16 protein-coding genes, 3 pseudogenes and 1 riboswitch are annotated in these 17922 nt (G+C 68.4%); of the genes and pseudogenes, 9 read left to right on the forward strand and 10 right to left on the reverse strand.

Features of this window, described 5'->3' with window-relative positions; translation table 11 throughout:
* Positions 1-39: 39 nt before the first annotated feature.
* Positions 40-906, reverse strand: coding sequence for a GNAT family N-acetyltransferase (locus ABZT06_RS32145; RefSeq protein ID WP_355748790.1), 867 nt, complete (start codon positions 904-906; stop codon positions 40-42).
* A 208-nt stretch (positions 907-1114) separates the two neighbouring features.
* Here ABZT06_RS32145 and ABZT06_RS32150 point away from each other — a divergent pair.
* Positions 1115-1743 (forward strand): annotated as a pseudogene (locus tag ABZT06_RS32150) (haloacid dehalogenase-like hydrolase).
* 338 nt (positions 1744-2081) lie between these two features.
* Positions 2082-3701 (forward strand): globin domain-containing protein, encoded by a 1620-nt coding sequence (locus tag ABZT06_RS32155; protein ID WP_355748793.1) that lies wholly within the window; start codon positions 2082-2084, stop codon positions 3699-3701.
* A 13-nt stretch (positions 3702-3714) separates the two neighbouring features.
* On the opposite strand, the gene ABZT06_RS32160 is transcribed toward ABZT06_RS32155, so the two are convergent.
* The 5 genes from ABZT06_RS32160 to ABZT06_RS32180 all read right to left on the reverse strand — a co-directional run bounded on the left by ABZT06_RS32160 (position 3715) and on the right by ABZT06_RS32180 (position 7456).
* Positions 3715-4197, reverse strand: a complete 483-nt coding sequence (locus ABZT06_RS32160) for an NUDIX hydrolase (RefSeq protein ID WP_355748796.1) — start codon at positions 4195-4197, stop codon at positions 3715-3717.
* 88 nt (positions 4198-4285) lie between these two features.
* Positions 4286-5206: a LysR family transcriptional regulator gene (locus tag ABZT06_RS32165; RefSeq protein ID WP_355748799.1), complete on the reverse strand. Its 921-nt coding sequence runs from the start codon at positions 5204-5206 to the stop codon at positions 4286-4288.
* Positions 5207-5444: 238 nt separating this feature from the next.
* The gene (locus tag ABZT06_RS32170) at positions 5445-6584 is read right to left on the reverse strand and encodes a cystathionine gamma-lyase (RefSeq protein ID WP_355748802.1); all 1140 of its coding nucleotides are present in this window, start codon (positions 6582-6584) and stop codon (positions 5445-5447) included.
* Complete coding sequence (locus tag ABZT06_RS32175; RefSeq protein ID WP_355748805.1) at positions 6581-7072, reverse strand: low molecular weight protein-tyrosine-phosphatase; 492 nt, start codon at positions 7070-7072, stop codon at positions 6581-6583. Before ABZT06_RS32175 ends, ABZT06_RS32170 begins: the two co-directional genes overlap by 4 nt.
* A gap of 6 nt (positions 7073-7078) precedes the next feature.
* Positions 7079-7456 (reverse strand): phage holin family protein, encoded by a 378-nt coding sequence (locus ABZT06_RS32180; protein ID WP_355748808.1) that lies wholly within the window; start codon positions 7454-7456, stop codon positions 7079-7081.
* 58 nt (positions 7457-7514) lie between these two features.
* Here ABZT06_RS32180 and ABZT06_RS32185 point away from each other — a divergent pair, with 58 nt between their 5' ends.
* The 4 genes from ABZT06_RS32185 (at position 7515) to ABZT06_RS32200 (ending at position 9952) form a co-directional block, all read left to right on the forward strand.
* A complete protein-coding gene (locus tag ABZT06_RS32185; RefSeq protein ID WP_355748811.1) occupies positions 7515-7832 on the forward strand; it encodes a cupin domain-containing protein in 318 nt (105 codons plus the stop codon).
* Between the two features lie 158 nt (positions 7833-7990).
* Complete coding sequence (locus tag ABZT06_RS32190) at positions 7991-8203, forward strand: DUF5326 family protein (protein ID WP_037711649.1); 213 nt, start codon at positions 7991-7993, stop codon at positions 8201-8203.
* Positions 8204-8633: 430 nt separating this feature from the next.
* A complete protein-coding gene (locus ABZT06_RS32195; RefSeq protein WP_355748813.1) occupies positions 8634-9416 on the forward strand; it encodes an IclR family transcriptional regulator C-terminal domain-containing protein in 783 nt (260 codons plus the stop codon).
* A 98-nt stretch (positions 9417-9514) separates the two neighbouring features.
* Positions 9515-9952, forward strand: coding sequence for an SsgA family sporulation/cell division regulator (locus tag ABZT06_RS32200; RefSeq protein WP_355748816.1), 438 nt, complete (start codon positions 9515-9517; stop codon positions 9950-9952).
* A 724-nt stretch (positions 9953-10676) separates the two neighbouring features.
* On the opposite strand, the gene ABZT06_RS32205 is transcribed toward ABZT06_RS32200, so the two are convergent.
* Entirely contained in the window at positions 10677-12128 is a 1452-nt protein-coding gene (locus tag ABZT06_RS32205; protein ID WP_355749082.1) for a YibE/F family protein, read from the reverse strand.
* Positions 12129-12438: 310 nt separating this feature from the next.
* A riboswitch (TPP riboswitch) is annotated at positions 12439-12628 on the forward strand.
* On the opposite strand from ABZT06_RS32205, the gene thiC reads away from it, so the two are divergent.
* Positions 12621-14429, forward strand: coding sequence for a phosphomethylpyrimidine synthase ThiC (gene thiC / locus ABZT06_RS32210; RefSeq protein WP_355748819.1), 1809 nt, complete (start codon positions 12621-12623; stop codon positions 14427-14429). (Overlaps the previous riboswitch by 8 nt.)
* A gap of 123 nt (positions 14430-14552) precedes the next feature.
* Positions 14553-14642: pseudogene (locus ABZT06_RS32215) on the forward strand (VWA domain-containing protein); the annotation flags it as partial.
* Positions 14643-14685: 43 nt separating this feature from the next.
* Here ABZT06_RS32215 and ABZT06_RS32220 read toward each other — a convergent pair.
* Entirely contained in the window at positions 14686-15246 is a 561-nt protein-coding gene (locus ABZT06_RS32220) for a hypothetical protein (protein ID WP_355748822.1), read from the reverse strand.
* A 257-nt stretch (positions 15247-15503) separates the two neighbouring features.
* Here ABZT06_RS32220 and ABZT06_RS32225 point away from each other — a divergent pair.
* A pseudogene (locus ABZT06_RS32225) lies at positions 15504-15593 on the forward strand (thiamine biosynthesis protein ThiC); the annotation flags it as partial.
* A 109-nt stretch (positions 15594-15702) separates the two neighbouring features.
* On the opposite strand, the gene ABZT06_RS32230 reads toward ABZT06_RS32225, so the two are convergent.
* Positions 15703-16566 carry a hypothetical protein gene (locus tag ABZT06_RS32230; RefSeq protein WP_355748825.1) on the reverse strand — a complete coding sequence of 288 codons (864 nt, stop codon included), beginning with the start codon at positions 16564-16566 and terminating at the stop codon, positions 15703-15705.
* A 193-nt stretch (positions 16567-16759) separates the two neighbouring features.
* The gene (locus ABZT06_RS32235) at positions 16760-17824 is read right to left on the reverse strand and encodes a metallophosphoesterase (protein WP_355748829.1); all 1065 of its coding nucleotides are present in this window, start codon (positions 17822-17824) and stop codon (positions 16760-16762) included.
* Positions 17825-17922 lie beyond the last annotated feature (98 nt).

Below are 17922 nucleotides of genomic sequence, written 5' to 3' on the forward strand. Positions count from 1 at the left end.
CCCGAAGCGGGGGGAGCGGCGCCGTCGTACAGGCATGTCTCAGACCGCGGCCACCGTCAGCGGAGCGAACCGCCTGTGCCAGTCACCCGGCAGCTCCGACATCCCGTACGTCATGATCGAGTTGAGGGCGACCGGCGCCAGACCGCGTTCCTTGGCCCACGCCCGTAGCTCTTCGTGTCGTACGTCGATGTCGGTACGCAGGGGGCGGTCGGTGCCGGCGGCGAGCGACGTGAGGAGAGCCTGGGCTGTCCCGGTGTCCCGGGCGATCAGCGGGCCCACGACATGGGTGTGCATGTTGGGCCAGGCAGCCGCGTATCCGATGATCCGGCCGTTCTCCTCGGCGACGCGGAACTGGTCGGCGAAGGCAGGCAGCCGGGTGATGAGGTGGGTGCGATCCGTGCCGAGCACCTCTTCGTCGAGCCGGAGAATCATGGCGAGGTCCTCGGCGGTGGCCGCACGCGTGCTCACGGCCGGTGCCGGGCCGCCCGGAATGAAGTGCCCGCGGAGCATCTCCGCTTGGCCGATGGCCTTGAAGCCCAGTTCCTCGTAGAGCGGGCGGCCGTAGGGCGTCGCGTGAAGAGTCAGCGGGGTGGTGCCCATCGCGGAGAGGATGTGCCTCATGAGCCGACGGCCGATGCCCTGCCGGGCATGCCGTTCGGCGACCAGCACCATCCCGATCGCCCCCAGATCGGGCTCGCTGTAAGGGCCGTACTCCGTGACCACACAGGCGGTGACGAGGCCGCCGTCCGGGTCGTCGATGCCGTAACCCTTTCCGGCCGCGAGGAGGAGGCCCCACTTGTGCTCCTCGCGTGGCCACCCCCGGTCCTCGGACAAGTCCGCGCAGGCGGTGAGATCGCGAAGCGTCAGACGGCGGATGGGGAGAGCGGCGAGAGAAGGAATCGGCACGCAGGTCAGGCTGGCCGACGGGTGCCCTCGGCGTCCACCTGTTTCCCGGGGTGCGTACAAGCTTTTGGCCATGTTGTAGCCAAGCGCACAGCACGCGATCAGATGCCGGGTGTTTCACGTGAAACATCGAAGAACGGCGACCATCCGGCGATCGACCGGAAGTACCCATCACACCTCACCGATCTCATGGGCCACTAGCCTCAAGCACATGGCGAGACTTCATCTCTTCGACCTCGATGGCACGTTGCTGCATGGGACCAGTGCGCCTGTACAGATTTCCCGGCAACTCGGTCTTGAGGCCGAGACGGTGGCACTCGACCAGGCGATCGGAGCCGGACTGATAGGCCCGCCCGAATACGCGCAGCAGGTGTATGCGCTGTGGGCGTCCCTGACCGAGGCACACGTCGTGGCGGCCTTCGAAGGTGCCCCGTGGCTGGCACGGATTCGTGAGGTCTGGGCGGAGATCAGAGAACAGGGCGACTACTGCGCGGTGGTGTCACTCTCGCCGTCGTTCTTCGTGGAACGGCTGACCAGTTGGGGAGCTCATGCCACGCATGGATCCCGCTTTCCGGCCGTCCCCTTCACCGAGCCCGTGGATCCTGCCGGAGTACTGAGCGCCGCCGCCAAGGTCCTGATCGCGGACCGGCTCTGCGAGCAGTTCGGAGTGACACGGGCCGACTGCATTGCCTATGGCGACTCTCCGACAAGGACCTGTTCGCTGCGGTGCCGATCTCGGTGGCGGTCAATGCGGACCATCACCTGTCCGATATCTCGACCCACTCCTACCAGGGCGTGGATCTGTGGGAAGCCTATGAATTGGTGCGCCACGCTCGGTAATTGAGGCTATGGCGACCACCGGTAGAGTCGATGCCGGTTCCCTGTCCGTAAGGGGGCGCGACCACGTCGGGCGGCCGAGAGCAGGGCAATGCAGCCTAACGGGACGGAGAGATCGAAGGCCCGCATTTGCGGTTATGCGACCAGGGCATCCGTACGCGGTGGGACACTGCGGTGAAGGTGCTGCGGCCAATGTCACACTCTCACCCACTTGTCCGTAGGGACTGCGAATACGGGTTGCATGTGGCCGCGTCGGCCGTGACGGCGAGCGGGGAATGCAAGCCGTCTGTGGGGGAAAGCAGACAACTTCCGACCGGGGAAGTGCGCAGACCGACCGAGATATGTTCGAGGCGAGGCACACCATGGATGCTCCGACCCCCATGTCGGCCGACAACGGTATTTCCGGGGGTGAGGGCGACTGGTTCGCTCCACGCGATCAGCCGACGACGGCCCCCGGTGCCGAGGAACCGGCGGAGGGAAACAGGTCGGCCGCGTTGCGCCCGGTTGCCAGGCCGGCCGCGGGCCCTTCTCCAGGAGCCCCGACAGCCGGTGAACCGGACCCGTCGGCCCAGGCCACGGCACCGCCTGGCACTTCGGCTCAAGCCGCGGTGCCACTCGGCATGGATACCGACGGCAAGGATGGGGCGCCTCTCGGGGAGATACCCGCCCCGGCGCAGACACCGCCGCCACCGCGGCACGCCCCGGCCCAGCCCCCGACAGCGCCGCACGAGACCCCTTCCGCACGCCCTCGGGTCCCCGTGCAGAGTTCTTCCCCGCACCAGGGCACGCCCTCGGTACTCGGGACCACCCCCGCGCACGTCCCGGGCCTGTCCGCGAGAGATCAGCCGCCCTCCCCGGACGCCGTCCGCATCCGCAGGACCATGGCGGAGGTCGCCCCCGTCGCCGAGAAGGTCACGTCGTACTTCTACGCGCTGCTCTTCGTCCGCCACCCCGATCTGCGCCCGCTGTTCCCCGCCGCCATGGACGCCCAGCGGGACCGCCTGCTCAGGGCGCTGCTGACGGCGGCCGAGCACATCGACAACACTCCGGTCCTGGTCGACTACCTGCAGAACCTCGGCCGGGGCCATCGCAGGTACGGCACCCGCGCCGAGCACTACCCGGCGGTCGGGGAGTGCCTCATCGGCGCGCTGAGCAAGTACGCCTCCGGCATCTGGGACGCGGAGACGGAAGCGGCCTGGGTCCGGACCTACACGACGATGTCGCAGGTGATGATCGACGCGGCGGCCGCCGACGAACTGCGCGCCCCCGCCTGGTGGTACGCGGAAGTCGTGTCGCATGACCTGAGGACCCCCGACGTGGCCGTCGTCACCGTCCGGCCCGGCCAGCCCTATCCGTTCCTCGCCGGCCAGTACACAAGCCTGGAGACGCCGTGGTGGCCGCGCATATGGCGGCACTACTCCTTCGCCTCGGCACCCCGCTCAGACGGTCTGCTGTCGTTCCATGTGAAAGCCGTCCCCGCGGGCTGGGTCTCCAACGCCCTGGTGCACCGGGCCCGCCCTGGCGACATCATCCGGCTCGGTCCGCCGGCCGGGTCCATGACCGTGGACCACACCACCGGCAGCGGACTGCTCTGTCTGGGCGGTGGTACGGGCATAGCTCCGATCAAGGCGCTGGTCGAGGACGTGGCCGAACGCGGCGCACGACGGTCGGTCGAGGTGTTCTACGGTGCTCGCACTGGCAACGACCTGTACGACATCGACACGATGCTCAGGCTGCAGCAGATCCACCCCTGGCTGTCGGTCCGCGCCATCGTCGACCAGCAGGCCCGTCGCCAGTTCACGGACGCGGTACGCGAGTACGGCCCCTGGCGCGAGTACGACGCCTACCTCTCGGGACCGCCCGGCATGATCCGCAGTGGTGTGGACACGCTCAGGTCCGTCGGGATCCCGTCGGAACGCATACGCCACGACTCCGTCGAGGAGCTCGTCCTGGCCCAGTGACCCCGGCGAGGGGTCAGCCGAGGTCCGGTGCGTGCATGGCCCGTACACCCTCGATGTTGCCGTCCAGATAGTGGCGTAGGGACAGCGGGACCAGGTGGACGGAGGCGATCCCGATGCGGGTGAACGGTACCCGGACGATCTCGTACTCCCCGATGGGCTCGTCCACTTCGGGCCCATGCCGTAGGGACGGGTCAATCGACTCCAGGTGGCAGACGAAGAAGTGCTGCACCTTCACTCCGGTCGCGCCGCCGTCGTCGCCGATGTGCTCGACGGTGTCCACGAAGCAGGGCACCACGTCGGTGATCTTTGCGCCGAGTTCCTCGTACACCTCGCGGTGCAGGGCGTCGACGACGGTCGTGTCCGTCGGCTCGACTCCGCCGCCGGGAGTCAGCCAGTAAGGATCCATGCCGGGCTTGGTGCGCTTGATCAGGACCAGATCGTCGCCGTCCAGCAGGACGGCACGGGCGGTGCGCTTGACCACGGGTCGGACGGTCATGGGGGGTATGTGGCCCGGATGGTTCCACGTGAAACATCGCGTGGTGTCACCGGCCGGGCTCGCTGCGTCAACAGCGCAGAACCGCAGCTCAACACCAGTCCGCAGCTGCTCGCAGCAGCCATTCGTGCGCCCGCGCGATATGCGGCATGGCCAGCGTCCCGGTGCGCACCACCAAGAAGTACGTCCGCAGCGGGGGCACGGGGGGCTCGTGCAGCGCGACGACGTCACCGCGCTCCAGGGCTGCCGCGCACAGATAGCGCGGCAGCACCGCCAGCCCGGCGCCCGCGACCGCGCAGGCGAGTACAGCGCGCAGATCGGGGACGACGACGGTGCCCGGTGCGGCCGGGCGGGAATCGAAGACAGACGCCCAGTAGCGCGAGACGAAGGGCAGTGACTCGTGCACCTCGACCACGGGGACGTCCTCGAACGCGGGGGCTCGCTTGACCGCGGGAAGGGCCTCGACCTCCTCCGCCAGGTCGAGCCGGCCGGCCCAGCTCGGGGCGGCGATCAGCACATGCTCCTCGTCGCAGAGCGTGCTCGCGGTGAGCAGGGCACCCCGTGGACGGGCCGTGCTGATGGCCAGATCGTGATGCCCGGCGGCCAGACCTTCCAGAATCTCCTCGGCGTTCCCGAACGAGGCCCGTAGGGCGAAGCCCTGGCCGTCCTCGCCGGTCAGCTCGGTGAGGGCGGGCAGCGCCCGCTCGGCGGTGAACTCGGGAGGCCCCGCGAGATGCAGCGTGCGTGGGGACGACTCGTCGTCGAGGCCGGTCTCGGTGATCTCGACCAGGGCGTCCAGATGAGGGGCGGCCTTGTGTGCGAGTTCGTCACCGATGGTCGTGGGGGTCACGCCGCGGGCCTGCCGTAAGAACAGGGGGCGGCCCAACTGTCGTTCCAGCGTGCGGATCTGGGAAGTGACAGCCGGCTGCGAGAGCCCGAGCAGTGCGGCGGCACGGGTGAAGGAGCCGGCCCGGTGCACCGTCACAAAGGTGCGCAGCAAGGCCAGATCCATGGCGACGTCCCCCTTTCCTGCCCGTCTCGCGGCCCGGGGCAGGGGCCCAACTATAAATATGTCGATAGGTCTCTGTCGCTACTGTGATTGGACACTGACAGAGAGTCAACTAGCCTTGGTCGCGCGGTTCTTCGCGCGCGGGAACCGGGGCGGTCCGAGCCACGAGGGGGGAGGCTCGGACCGTCCGTTGTACGTAGCCGGACATGGCCGGACGTCCGTGAAGGTCCTGCTGAGACGGTCAGTCGGCCGACTCGTCCAGCGCACGCAGTACATCCGCCACCAGGTCCTCGGGATCCTCTGCCCCGACCGAGAAGCGGATGAAGCCCTCCGGCACGTCGTCGCCGCCCCAGCGCCGACGGCGCTCGGCCGTGGAGCGCACCCCGCCGAAGCTCGTCGCGTCGTCCACGAGCCGCAGGGCGTCGAGGAAACGGTCGGCACGCGTGTGCGTGGGCAGTGTGAAGGAGACCACGCACCCATGGCGGCGCATCTGCTGCGACGCGACCTTGTGCGAGGGATCGTCGGGCAGCCCCGGGTAACGCAACCCGGTCACCTCGGGCCGCTCCCGCAGCGCCTGGGCGAGCACGAGCGCGGTCGCGTTCTGCCGGTCGACCCGCATCTGCAGGGTCGCGATCGACCGATGGGCCAGCCAGGCCTCCATGGGCCCCGCGATCGCCCCGACGATCTTCCGCCAGCGGCGGACGGCGTCCATGGCCTCGCCCTCGTGGCCGGTGACGTAGCCGAGGAGGACGTCTCCGTGCCCCGTGAGCTGCTTGGTGCCGCTCGCCACGGAGAAGTCCGCGCCGAGCTCCAGCGGGCGCTGTCCGAGCGGTGTGGCGAGAGTGTTGTCGACGGCGACGAGCGCACCACGCGCGTGTGCCGCGTCGACGAGCCGCCGGATGTCGCACACGTCGAGGCCGGGGTTGGACGGACTCTCGATCCACAGCAGCCGTGCGCCGTCGAGGACCTCGAGCTGGGCGTCGCCGCCCGTCGGAGCGGTGCGCACCTCGATACCGTACGCCTCCAGCTGGGCGCGGACCAGCGGCAGCACCTGGTAGCCGTCACTGGGCAGGACGACCGCGTCCCCGGCACGCAGCTGCGAGAAGAGCACGGCGGAGATGGCGGCCATGCCCGAGGCGAAGACCAGTGTCTCCACGCCGTCCTCCCCGGGCGCCTCCAGCTCGCCGATGGCTCGTTCCAGCAGGCTCCAGCTGGGGTTGGTGTCGCGGCCGTAGGTGTAGGGGCCGTCGACCTCGCCGGGCAGATGGAAGTGGGCGGCGAAAACCGGGCCGGGCAGGGTCGGCTCGTTCTTCACCGCCTCGGGCAGTCCGGCCCGTACCGCGCGCGTGCCTTCCCCCTGGTCCGTAGCGCTGTCGCTCATGCCACCCGTCCTTCCGTCTGCTCCCGCACCTCGGCGAGCAGACCCTCGCTCGCCGCCTCCACCATCTCAAGGCACTCCTCGAAGCCGTCCAGGCCCCCGTAGTACGGGTCCGGAACGTCGAGGTCGTCGCCCGCGGCGGGGTCGTACGAACGCAGCAGCCGTACCTTCCCGGCGTCCTCCGGGGTGGGAGCGAGGCGTCGCAGTGCCTTCAGGTGGCCGGCGTCGAGGGCGATGACGAGGTCGAGGCGGGAGAACCAGGAGGGCTGGAACTGCCGGGCCGTATGGGCGCCGTCATAGCCGTGCTCCTCCAGGACGGACACGGTGCGCGGGTCGGCGCCGTCGCCCTCGTGCCAGCCGCCCGTACCCGCACTGTCGACCTCGACCAGTCCCTCCAGGCCGGCTTCCGCCATGCGGGCGCGGAAGACCGACTCGGCCATCGGGGAACGGCAGATGTTGCCCGTGCAGACGAAGCAGACGCGGTAGGTCATGCCTCCTCAGTCCTCGTCGGGCAGGACGACGTGCAGGGCCCAGGACACGAGCGAGATGATCAGGCCGCCCAGAACGGCGGTCCAGAATCCCTCGACGTGGAAGCTCAGGTCGAGCTTGTCGGCGAGCCACGAGGTCAGCAGGAGCATCAGCGCGTTGACGATCAGTGTGAACAGACCGAGCGTCAGGATGAACAGAGGGAAGGTCAGGAGCTTCACGACCGGCTTGACCAGGAAGTTCACCAGGCCGAAGACCAGGGCGACGAGTATCAGCGTCCAGACCTTCTTGCCGGTGCTGTCACCGGTCAGGGTGATCTTGTCGAGCAGCCAGACGGCGACCGCCAGAGCGCCGGCGTTGGCGATCATCTTGACTAGGAAATTCTTCATGTGTCTGATCGTGGCAGAAGAGATCGGTTACGGGCACTGACGAAGGCGGACCAAGTCGATGAAGGCATTCCGGTTGGATGAACTGGAGGCGGAGCGCGCCGCCAACGACGGCGCCTACCTGCAGTTCCTGCGTGAGCGGAACATGTCCGTCGGCCTGTACGCACTCGACGCGGGCGCGCAGGACCCCCAGCAGCCGCACCACCAGGACGAGGTCTACCTCGTGGTCAGCGGACGCGCGGCGATCACCGTGGGCATGGAGACCACCCAGGTGGCGCGTGGCAGCGTGGTGTACGTGCCGGCCGGAGTCGCGCACAAGTTCCACCACATCAGCGAGGATCTCAGGGTCATGGTGGTCTTCTCTCCCCCGGAGAGCTGACCTGCGGCCTCGGGGTTCCCTAGGGGATCAGTCAGGGGAGGACAAGGGGTGCGAGGCCCCCGCAGCGGTACCTCCCGGCTCTAGCATCGAGTGCAGGACATTGGTGGATCCGGTACCAGAGGGGCCGGACGGTGCCGGACTTCAGAGAGGTAAATGCGATGGGAGAGATCTTCGCGGGGCTGCCGTGGTGGGTGAAGTGGATCGCGGTGCCGGTCATCGCCCTGGTCGTGTTCGGCGGACTGATAGCCACGGTCGTCGGCTTCGTCATCGGCCTGCTCTTCAAGCTGCTGGTCTTCGTGGCGCTGGTCGGCGGACTCGTCTACGTCGTACGGAAGTTCATGTCGAGCTCCTCGTCGCGCAGCGACTGGTGAGCGACCGGAGCGGGCGGGGCGAGCGGTAACAGGAATCCACTGTTCCCTCGGGCGGGGGAAGTTTTCCGGACGGGCCGTATACGTGCGGTGGCAGACCGTTAAAGTCCGGAACTCGACGCGGGGACGACCCCGCGAGCGGAGTACACCCCCTCCCGTGTTCCCCGCACGGGCTGCCCCCCTCGCGCTCCGGGAGTGACCCTTGGCCACGGTTGACACCGCACCCGCACAGATCGACGCCCGCTCGACGACGGCTCCGACACAGCCGACGGCGTCAGTACGACCGACGGCCCCTGGAGGTCCGGTAGCTCCCGCCCTGCCGGCAGCTCCGGTACAGGCGTCCGCTCTCGTACGGCCATCCGCTCCCGTTCAACCCTCCGCGCCCGCACGGCCGACGACTCCGGTACGGCCGTCGGCCCCCGTCCAGCGGCAGATGGCGCCCTCCTCCGAACCGCCCGAACAGGCCCATTCCGCGACCCTGATCGGATCTGTCCAGCGTGCGATGCGCCTGCTGGAATCCGTCGCGGAGCACGAGCACGGCGCTCCCGCCAAACAACTCGCCCGCGAGACGAGGCTTGCGCTGCCCACGACGTACCACCTGCTGCGCACCCTCGTGCACGAGGGCTATCTGCGCCGCGACAAGGGTCTGTTCTTCCTCGGGGAGGCGGCCGAACGGCTCAGCAGCAACGGAGCCGAGCAGAAACGTCGCAGCACCGTTGTCGAGGCGCTCGCGCACTGGCGCGACCAGATCGGCGTTCCGGTCTACTACGCCCAGTACCGCGACGGCGAGATCGAGGTCCTCTGCGTCTCCGACAGCCCCGGAATCCCTGCGGTCGAGGAGTGGGCCGACTTTCGGGAAACCGGGCACGCCCACGCCATCGGGCAGTGTCTGCTGGCCCAGCTCGACGACGAGGCCCGGCGCGACCACCTCGACCGGTACCCCGTGCAGTCCATCACGCCGTACACCGTGCGCGACGGCCACAGCCTGCTCCGGCGTCTCGAACGGAGCGCGCGGATGGGACCGGTGATCGAGCGTCAGGAGTACGCGCTGGGGACGGTGTGCGCGGCGATTCCGATCACGGTGGGTAACGCTGCGGCAACGATGGCTATCTCGTTGCCCGCTCATCAGGCGGACCGGTTGCTGGCCGCCACCCAGCAACTGCAAGAGGAAATGGGGCGTCTCATGGGATCACTCGCGATCTCTATCAGTATCTGAAAATTCACTCCTTGTGATCTGTCGTGCACGTTCAGCAAGATGCCACCAGTGTCAGATGGGATCATTTCGGCCGACGAAGGCAGATGACGGGGTAGGCGATGCGCGAGTCCGTACAGGCAGAGGTCATGATGAGCTTTCTCGTGTCGGAGGATCTCTCCTTCCGTATTCCGGTGGAGCTGCGCTACGAGGCCTGCGATCCCTACGCCGTCCGGCTGACCTTCCATCTCCCGGGTGATGCCCCGGTGACCTGGGCATTCGGCCGCGAGCTGCTGATCGACGGGGTGGGCCGGCCCTGCGGGGAGGGTGATGTACGGGTCTCACCCGCCGGTTCCGACCTGCTGGGCGATGTCCTGATCAGGCTTCAGGTCGGCGGCGACCAGGCCCTGTTCCGCTCTTCGACGGCGCCGATCATCGCCTTCCTCGACCGCACCGACAAGCTGGTGCCGCTGGGTCAGGAGGCCGCGCTGGCCGATTTCGACACCCATCTCGACGAGGCGCTGGACCGGATCCTGGCGGAGGAGCAGAGCGCGGGCTGATGCCTTCGGCGGCGAGGTGCCGCAACGCTTCATCGTGGTGCGGGAGGCTGCAGGAACGCTTCTGCCTGGGTTGGGGCCGCCGGAGCAGGGCGGGTGCCGGGGCTGCGGGCCGAGGTCACTGGGCGTGGGGTATGGCGAGGCTTTCCCCACCGATCAGGATGCCGGAGTGGATCGGGCAGGGTGAGGATGACCGATCACACTCACAGCGGGACGGCGGCGCGACCCGGCTCGCTGGAGGTTCGGAGCGGGTCGGTGCTCGTGATGCTTCTGCCGAGGTGGGCGGCGCTGCCGGTCGTGACGGCCGGGGCCGGCCATCGGGGGCGTGGGCGCCGCGGGAACGACAAAGCGGCGGGCTGCCCGTGCTCGTGGGACCAGGGCGGTGTGAGAGCGGATGTGGCGTGATGCAGCGCGTGTGTGCGCACATGTCCTATGGCGAGCGGGTTTCCTCATAAGAGCCGGGAGCCTCAGGGCAGTGGAACCGTAGCTCGGGAGCAGTGGCCGACCTTCACCGTCGTCGTCCTCGACCTCCGCCGCCGCGCTGCCCGGCGCCTTCCTGCCCTGGGTGCTGTTGTCGCTGATGAACCCGTTCATGGGCGGCGTGGACGCGGCCTCCATCCTGGCCTGTCTGCTCCCCGTCGGGCTGTATCTCCTGTCCCGGACACCGGGACCCGAACCGGAACTCGGAACCGTGAGGCAGAGCCCCGGCCCGCCCCCTGGGCTCCTCTCAGCGCCTGCGCCGCCGACCCTTCCCACCGCGTCCCGTTGCCGGCCGACTGTCGGCCGTGCCCGCGCTCGCACTCGTCGCCGGTACGGGCGCTGACGCCGCCGCAGCAGCCTCCGCTCCCGGCCGGTCGGCCGAGACCACCAGGGCCGCGAGGGCCGTCGTGACCGGTACAGAGGCGACGAGGCCGATCGAGCCGACCAGCGTGCGCACGATCTCCTCAGCCACCAGCTCGCTGTTGGCGACGTTCCCCACGCTGGACTGGGCGATGGAGAAGAGCAGCAGCAGCGGCAGCGCGGCGCCCGCGTAGGCGAGGACCAGCGTGTTGACCACGGACGCAATGTGGTCGCGGCCGATCCGGATACCCGCGCGGTACAGCCCGCGCCATCCCATCGCCGGGTTGGCTTCGTGCAGCTCCCACACCGCCGAGGTCTGCGTGACCGTCACGTCGTCCAGGACGCCGAGGGAGCCGATGATGACGCCGGCGAGCAGCAGACCGCTCATGTCGATCGACGGGTACAGGCCGTGGATGAGCCCGGTGTTGTCGTCGGTGTTGCCGGTGAGCGCGGCCCAGTCGATGAACACCGAGCCGAGGATGCCGATCAGCACCAGGGAGATCAGTGTGCCCAGTACGGCCACGGAGGTGCGGGCAGACAACCCGTGGCACATGTAAAGGGCGATCAGCATGATGGCGCTCGACCCGACCACCGCCACGAGCAGCGGGTTCGAGCCCTGGAGGATCGCGGGCAGGACGAAGAAGTTCAGCACCATGAAACTGATGGCCAGGGCGACCAGTGCCATGACTCCGCGCATGCGCCCGACGACCACGACGGCGAGCGCGAAGATGCCGGCAAGCACGGCCATCGGAATCCGGCGGTTCACGTCGGTGACCGAGTACTGGAGATCCCTGGGGGCGGAGGGCTCGTAGGCGACCACGACCTTCTCGCCCTCGTGCAACTGCCGCGACTGGTCCGGCTGGACGATTTCCGTGAAGGTACGGCCCTTGTCGTCGCCGGTGTCGACCCGGATCGTCGCCTTCTTGCAGGTGCCGTTCGCCTGCTGCTCGGCGGACGAGCCCTCCGGGGTGGAGGTGTCCCCGGTCGGGGTCTCCCCCGAGGCGTTCACCGACTTGCAGCTCACGCTCACGACCTTGGTGACCGTGGCCTGCTGGGTCTGCCGGTCGAAGCCGACCCCGGTGCGTTCGTGCGCCGGGGCACCACCGGGCCACAGCACCCCGAGCCCCACCACCACGGCTACGCCGAACGGGATGAGGATCGCCGCGATGACCTTGCGCAGGTGCTTGGAGACGGGAGTCGCCGGGCCATGGCTATGACTGTGCGAGTGACCGTGCCCACCGCCGGAGCCGGGCCCGCTCTCGTGCCCTTCACCGGAACCGTGCCCGTGCCCGTCACCGGGACCGTGCCCGTCGCCGCGATGACCACCACCGCCACCCAGACCGCCACCACCGCCTTGGGCCCCGTGGCTCGCGCCCTGACCTCGGCCGTAGTCGTAACCGCCGCCATGCCCGCCACTGTGCTCTCGCTCATGCTCGTGCCAGCCGCCGGCCCCACCGGACCCGCCGTCTCCGAAGCCACCGCGGGATCCGCTGCCAGGGCCGTGCCCAGGGCCGTTTCCGGAGCCCGGTCGGCGCGGAGGCTCGGGAGGCGGGTACGGGGGCTGATGCGTCGTGGTCACCGACCGATCATCGCAAGAACGACAGGGGCCCTCTGTTCACCGCGCCCGAATTGACGCTAGCGTGGAGCCACTTTGTACACGCGGGAGCTCGGAGCACCGGGCTGAGAGGGCGCTGACCTCCGTCCCAGCGATGTTTCACGTGGAACGTCCTTTCAAGCGAGTGACGTTCCCCACGAAACGTCGGCAGACGGAAACCGCTGCGTCGACCGCCGAACCTGTTACCGGGTAATGCCGGCGTAGGGAGTAGGTCTCATGACCATCAAGGACGCGCGCACGCCTGCCTCCGAGCAGAACGACGACCAGCTCGACGGAGAGGCCGGGAAGTCCATCGGCTGGCACAAGGCGTACGTCGAGGGCTCGCGCCCCGATCTGCGGGTGCCGGTCCGCCAGGTGCACCTCACCAACGGGCAGTCGGTCACTCTGTACGACACCTCGGGCCCGTACACCGATCCGCTCACCGAGACGGACGTCCGCCGGGGCCTTGTGCCGCTGCGGGAGAACTGGATCATCGCCCGCGGGGACACCGAGGAGTACGCCGGTCGTCCCGTGCGCCCCGAGGACGACGGGATCAAGCACACCTCACCGCGGGGTGGCCTCCGTAACCTCGACGCCGTCTTCCCGGGGAGGTCGCGTCAGCCGCGACGTAGCCGTGACGGCAGGGCGGTCACGCAGCTCGCCTACGCCCGCCGCGGTGAGATCACACCGGAGATGGAGTACGTGGCCATCCGGGAAAACGTATCTGCCGAAGTCGTCCGTGAGGAGATCGCGGCGGGCCGCGCGGTGCTGCCGGCGAACGTCAACCACCCGGAGATCGAACCGATGATCATCGGCAAGCGGTTCCTGGTGAAGGTCAACGCCAACATCGGCAACTCCGCGGTGACCTCCTCCATCGAGGAGGAGGTCGAGAAGATGACCTGGGCGACCCGGTGGGGCGCGGACACGGTCATGGACCTGTCCACCGGCCGCAACATCCACACCACCCGCGAGTGGGTGCTGCGCAACTCCCCCGTCCCCATCGGCACGGTGCCGCTCTACCAGGCTCTGGAGAAGGTCGACGGCCGCGCCGAGGATCTGACCTGGGAGATCTACAAGGACACGGTCATCGAGCAGGCCGAGCAGGGCGTGGACTACATGACGGTCCACGCGGGCGTACGCCTGCCGTACGTACCCCTGACGGCCAACCGGAAGACGGGCATCGTCTCGCGTGGCGGCTCGATCATGGCGGCGTGGTGCCTGGCGCACCACAAGGAGTCGTTCCTGTACGAGAACTTCGAGGAACTGTGCGAGATCCTCGCGGCCTACGACGTCACGTACTCGCTGGGCGACGGTCTCAGGCCGGGCTCGATCGCTGACGCCAACGACCAGGCACAGTTCGCGGAGTTGCGCACACTCGGGGAACTCAACCGGATCGCGAAGCGTTTCAACGTACAGACCATGATCGAGGGCCCGGGACACGTCCCGATGCACAAGATCAAGGAGAACATCGACCTTCAGCAGGAGATCTGCGATGAAGCTCCGTTCTATACGCTCGGCCCGCTGACCACCGACGTCGCGCCGGCCTACGACCACATCACTTCCGGCATAGGCGCCGCGATGATCGCCTGGTGGGGCACCGCGATGCTCTGCTACGTCACGCCCAAGGAGCACCTGGGCCTGCCCAACCGGGACGACGTAAAAACGGGTGTCATCACCTACAAGATCGCCGCCCACGCGGCCGACCTCGCCAAGGGATACCCCGGCGCCCAGGAGTGGGACGACGCCCTCTCCGACGCCCGCTTCGAGTTCCGCTGGGAGGACCAGTTCAACCTGGCCCTCGACCCCGACACGGCCCGGGAGTTCCACGACGAGACCCTCCCGGCCGAACCGGCCAAGACGGCTCACTTCTGCTCCATGTGCGGGCCGAAGTTCTGCTCGATGAAGATCAGCCAAAGCATCACCGAGCGGTTCGGGGGCGCAGCGGCTGAGGGAGCGACGCCGGAGGAGATCGCTGAGGGGATGCTGCAGAAGTCGAAGGAGTTCGCGGCGAGCGGGAACAAGGTGTACCTGCCCATGGCGGACTGAGAACCGGGGGGTGGGGCCCCGAAGCTCCGGGGCCCCGCTTCTGCGGGGGTTCAGTAAGCAGCTCCTCGGTCCCTCGGCGGGCAGACTGACCCCATGACAGCGAGAGCACTGAGCCAGGGCGCCATCAGCACCGTCCCCGACCAGGAGCTGTACGACCGGCCCCGGTCAGAGTTCCCGACTTGGGTGGCTGCCGCCGACCAGGCGGGCATCCTCGTGCTCCGCGGTGTGGTGCCACCGGAACACCGCCCTCTGATCACTACCGTTGAGCGTTCTGCAGGCGTTCGACCTGCTTTGTGATCAGATCAGGTGGGAAGGCTGCCTGTTTGTCGATTTCCATCGCGGTGAATGCTGCGATGACGCTGCCCACCCGGACCACCACGTGGTCTTCGTGGTGGACGCGGCCGTCGTCCATCGGAGACTCAAGGCCGTACCGCACGGCCTCGTCCCCGACGCGAGGTGAGCTCTCAACTGCCAGCTTCGATCGGTACTTGCCGGCATAGCTGGTCCCAGTGAAAGCTCTGCACGCCTTGAGCCCCTCGCCAAGTCGTTTGAAGGCGCTTTGTGCTTCTGCTCCCTTGTATGCGGCGAGAGTCGATCCGCCGGGGAAGATGTTGTCCTTCCAATTGAAGGTCTGAACCACGACAGAGGACGCTTCCTCGGCGTCGTTGATATCCAAGACCTGCTCGCATGCCGAGTCCGAGACAGGAGGGAACGTCGAGTAGCCGGTCTCTGCCGTAACGTCGCGGACGGGGATCGCACCCTCGTATGCCTGGGGCACCTCACCCTCCCGGAAGGTGAGGGTCTTGAGTTCGCTCACACTCAGGGAACGCCTAGTCTGCGGGGCGGAGGCATTTGCCTGCGGAGACCGTGCTGAGGCACTCGGCTCCCGATCCGCACCGCAGGCGCTCACACACACTGATCCAGCCAGCAGTGCCCCGAGCATGAGGACGCTCGCTGGTCTCGTCGGTGATTTCCCCGTTGGCATGTACCCCCCCCAGAGTCGAAAAATGAGGGGCAGAGAGTAGACGGAGAACTCCTCTTTCCACAAGCCATGATCTCGACGCCGAATTGTCCGGTCAGGAAGAGATCGAGGAGGGCATGGCCCAGAAGTCGAAGGAGTTCCCGGCGGCGGGCAATCGCGTGTATTGGCCGGTCGTCGACTGACGTAGGCGAATCGGCGACGGACCTGGGCGAACCGTCGGGTGGCCGGCGGCCGGGTCTTCGGCTTGCGCTCCCCGTGGTGGGGGCGCAAGCCGAGGGGCTGTGCCGGGTGTCATTCCGGCTGGTGTTCCGGCCCCCCGAAGTCCGGGCTGGTGTAGTCCGGGCTGGTGAAGCTCGGGCGGGCACCGGAGGCACCGTCGTCCGGGCTGCTGAAGCCCGGGCGGTCGTAGCCGAGGTGCGGCATCCGGCTGGTCGGTGCGGGTGGTGCCGCGCGGTGCAGTGCCGCGGTGCCGGGATCGGCCAGGGCGTCTCTGAGGAAGGGGAGGAGCCCGCGTTCCAGCAGGGCCTCGCGCCAGGCGTCCCTAGCCCGTGCCACCTCCTCACTCAGCTCGCCGTACCCCGCGTCCGGCGAGGGCCGGTTGTGCAGTGCGGTGATCAGCAGGCCGCCGGCGGCGACCAGGATCGCCGCGGCGGTCAGGGCGCCGAACACCCAGCCGATGGTGATCATGGCGTGGGCGAACGCCGGCGGTGGGCTGAGCATCTGGAGGATGTAGCCCACGAGCAGGAAGATCGCCGCGGCTATGCCGGCGAGGACAGGTGTCAGAACGGCGGCGACGGCGACGGCGCCCGCACCGGCGGTCTCGGCGACCTCTCCCATGGTGGTGGCGAGCCCCATCGCACCCGTGCCCGAGTCGGCGGGGCCGGGTTCGTGCACGGACGACAGGGTGGACGGCGTCGCCGGGCGGCGCTGTTCCTCGCGGACCTTCACGTAGTGCTGGTACTCGGTCGCCGCGGCCGCCGTGATGAGTGCGGTGGCGTTGAGCGCCATGGTGCGCAGCTGTTCGGGATTCAGCCGCTGTCCGACAGCGGCCAGTTCGGGACGGTGTGGTGCGGAGCGCAGCGCCTCATCGAGGATCCGCTCGTACTCCTGGCGGTCCTCGCTGTGCAGGTGCTGCGGAACGCTGTTCATGTGCATCCCCCGATGCTCCGTAGGGCTTGGGGCTCGCATGCCAACGAGCCGTCGGGCAGAAACGGAGGGGAGCCTGCTACGGATAAGCAGATGGTAGAGCGGTCACGGCACAGGGTGACAGGGGGTTTCCAGAAATTGGCCTCTGGCCTGCGCGGTCGACGGTCGGTCCGTCATGGGTGAACGTATGTCCAACGAAGGTTCAGATATCCAGGGGCAGTTGCTGGACCAGCAGCTTTCCGGCCATGGTCACCCCGCCGTCCATGGCGATGGCCAGCCCGTCGGCGTAGAGGTGCGGCCCCTCGACCACCGGACCGGATTCCTCCTTGTCGTCCTCGGAGCCCACTTCGCCGAGCAGATAGGGGATCGGGCTGTGGCCGTGAACGATACGGCTGCCGCCGTACGTGTCGAGGAGGGAGCGCACGTGGTCGGCGCCGCCTTCGTCGCGGAAGGAGAAGCGCTTGGTCAACTTGCGGAACAGGTCCCAGACCTCGTCCGCGTCATTGCGCGTGAGGGTCTCGCGGATGGTGTCGTTGACCGCCTCGATCGAGTCGCCGTAGTCGAGATAGGCGGTGGTGTCGGAGTGCACGAGCAGGTGCCCGTCCACCTCCTCGACGGCGTCGAGGCGGGACATCCACTGCAGGTGGTGATCCTGGAGGCGGTCCATGTCGGTCTTCTGCCCGCCGTTGAGCAGCCAGGCCGCCTGGAAGGTGGCGGTGCCCGCGCCGGAGTTGACGGGGGTGTCGCCGAACCGCTTGGCGCCGAGCAGCAGCAGCTCGTGGTTGCCCATGAGGGCCTTGCAGTAGCCGCCGGCCGCCGCGGCCTCCGCGGACAGCCGCATCACGAGGTCGATGACGCCGATCCCGTCGGGGCCGCGGTCGGTGAAGTCGCCGAGGAACCACAGCCGGGCGGTGCCCGCGCACCAGTTGCCCGCGACGTCGACCAGGCCCTTCTCGTGGAGTGCGGCCATCAGTTCGTCGAGGTAGCCGTGGACGTCGCCGACGACGAAGAGCGGGCCGGGGCCGTCCGCCGCCGGATCGGTGGGGTCGGCCGCGGCCTGGACCCCGTCATCGTGGTTGATGACGGGCAGGTCCTGCTCGGTGGGGGTGTACCCCTCCGGGTAGGCATCCTCAGGGGCGGGGACTACGTCGCCGGGGTGCGTGCTGTGGCCGTACGGACCGGTCTCGTTGACGTACGCGGGCACCCGGAAGTCGCGCAGCACCGCTGTGCGCTCCACCTCGGGTCCCTGACCGGCCCCCTGAGTCATCAGACCCCTCCACCATCGCGCCGCATCTGCACCGCTTCGGACTGCCTGGTCGCAGCGGCCCGCGGTGTCGTGGGCCCATCATAGGAATGCGGATCGCG

Source organism: Streptomyces sp. NPDC005483, assembly GCF_040606035.1.
GTDB lineage: Bacteria > Actinomycetota > Actinomycetes > Streptomycetales > Streptomycetaceae > Streptomyces.

Coding starts and splice junctions, on each gene's coding strand:
- ABZT06_RS32235 (WP_355748829.1), bottom strand. CDS start 17,824: ATGACTCAGGGGGCCGGTCAGGGACCCGAGGTGGAGCGCACAGCGGTG.
- ABZT06_RS32165 (WP_355748799.1), bottom strand. CDS start 5,206: ATGGATCTGGCCTTGCTGCGCACCTTTGTGACGGTGCACCGGGCCGGC.
- ABZT06_RS32190 (WP_037711649.1), top strand. CDS start 7,991: ATGGGAGAGATCTTCGCGGGGCTGCCGTGGTGGGTGAAGTGGATCGCG.
- ABZT06_RS32160 (WP_355748796.1), bottom strand. CDS start 4,197: ATGACCGTCCGACCCGTGGTCAAGCGCACCGCCCGTGCCGTCCTGCTG.
- ABZT06_RS32175 (WP_355748805.1), bottom strand. CDS start 7,072: ATGACCTACCGCGTCTGCTTCGTCTGCACGGGCAACATCTGCCGTTCC.
- ABZT06_RS32180 (WP_355748808.1), bottom strand. CDS start 7,456: ATGAAGAATTTCCTAGTCAAGATGATCGCCAACGCCGGCGCTCTGGCG.
- thiC (WP_355748819.1), top strand. CDS start 12,621: ATGACCATCAAGGACGCGCGCACGCCTGCCTCCGAGCAGAACGACGAC.
- ABZT06_RS32230 (WP_355748825.1), bottom strand. CDS start 16,566: ATGCACATGAACAGCGTTCCGCAGCACCTGCACAGCGAGGACCGCCAG.
- ABZT06_RS32200 (WP_355748816.1), top strand. CDS start 9,515: ATGCGCGAGTCCGTACAGGCAGAGGTCATGATGAGCTTTCTCGTGTCG.
- ABZT06_RS32155 (WP_355748793.1), top strand. CDS start 2,082: ATGTTCGAGGCGAGGCACACCATGGATGCTCCGACCCCCATGTCGGCC.
- ABZT06_RS32185 (WP_355748811.1), top strand. CDS start 7,515: ATGAAGGCATTCCGGTTGGATGAACTGGAGGCGGAGCGCGCCGCCAAC.
- ABZT06_RS32170 (WP_355748802.1), bottom strand. CDS start 6,584: ATGAGCGACAGCGCTACGGACCAGGGGGAAGGCACGCGCGCGGTACGG.
- ABZT06_RS32195 (WP_355748813.1), top strand. CDS start 8,634: ATGGCGCCCTCCTCCGAACCGCCCGAACAGGCCCATTCCGCGACCCTG.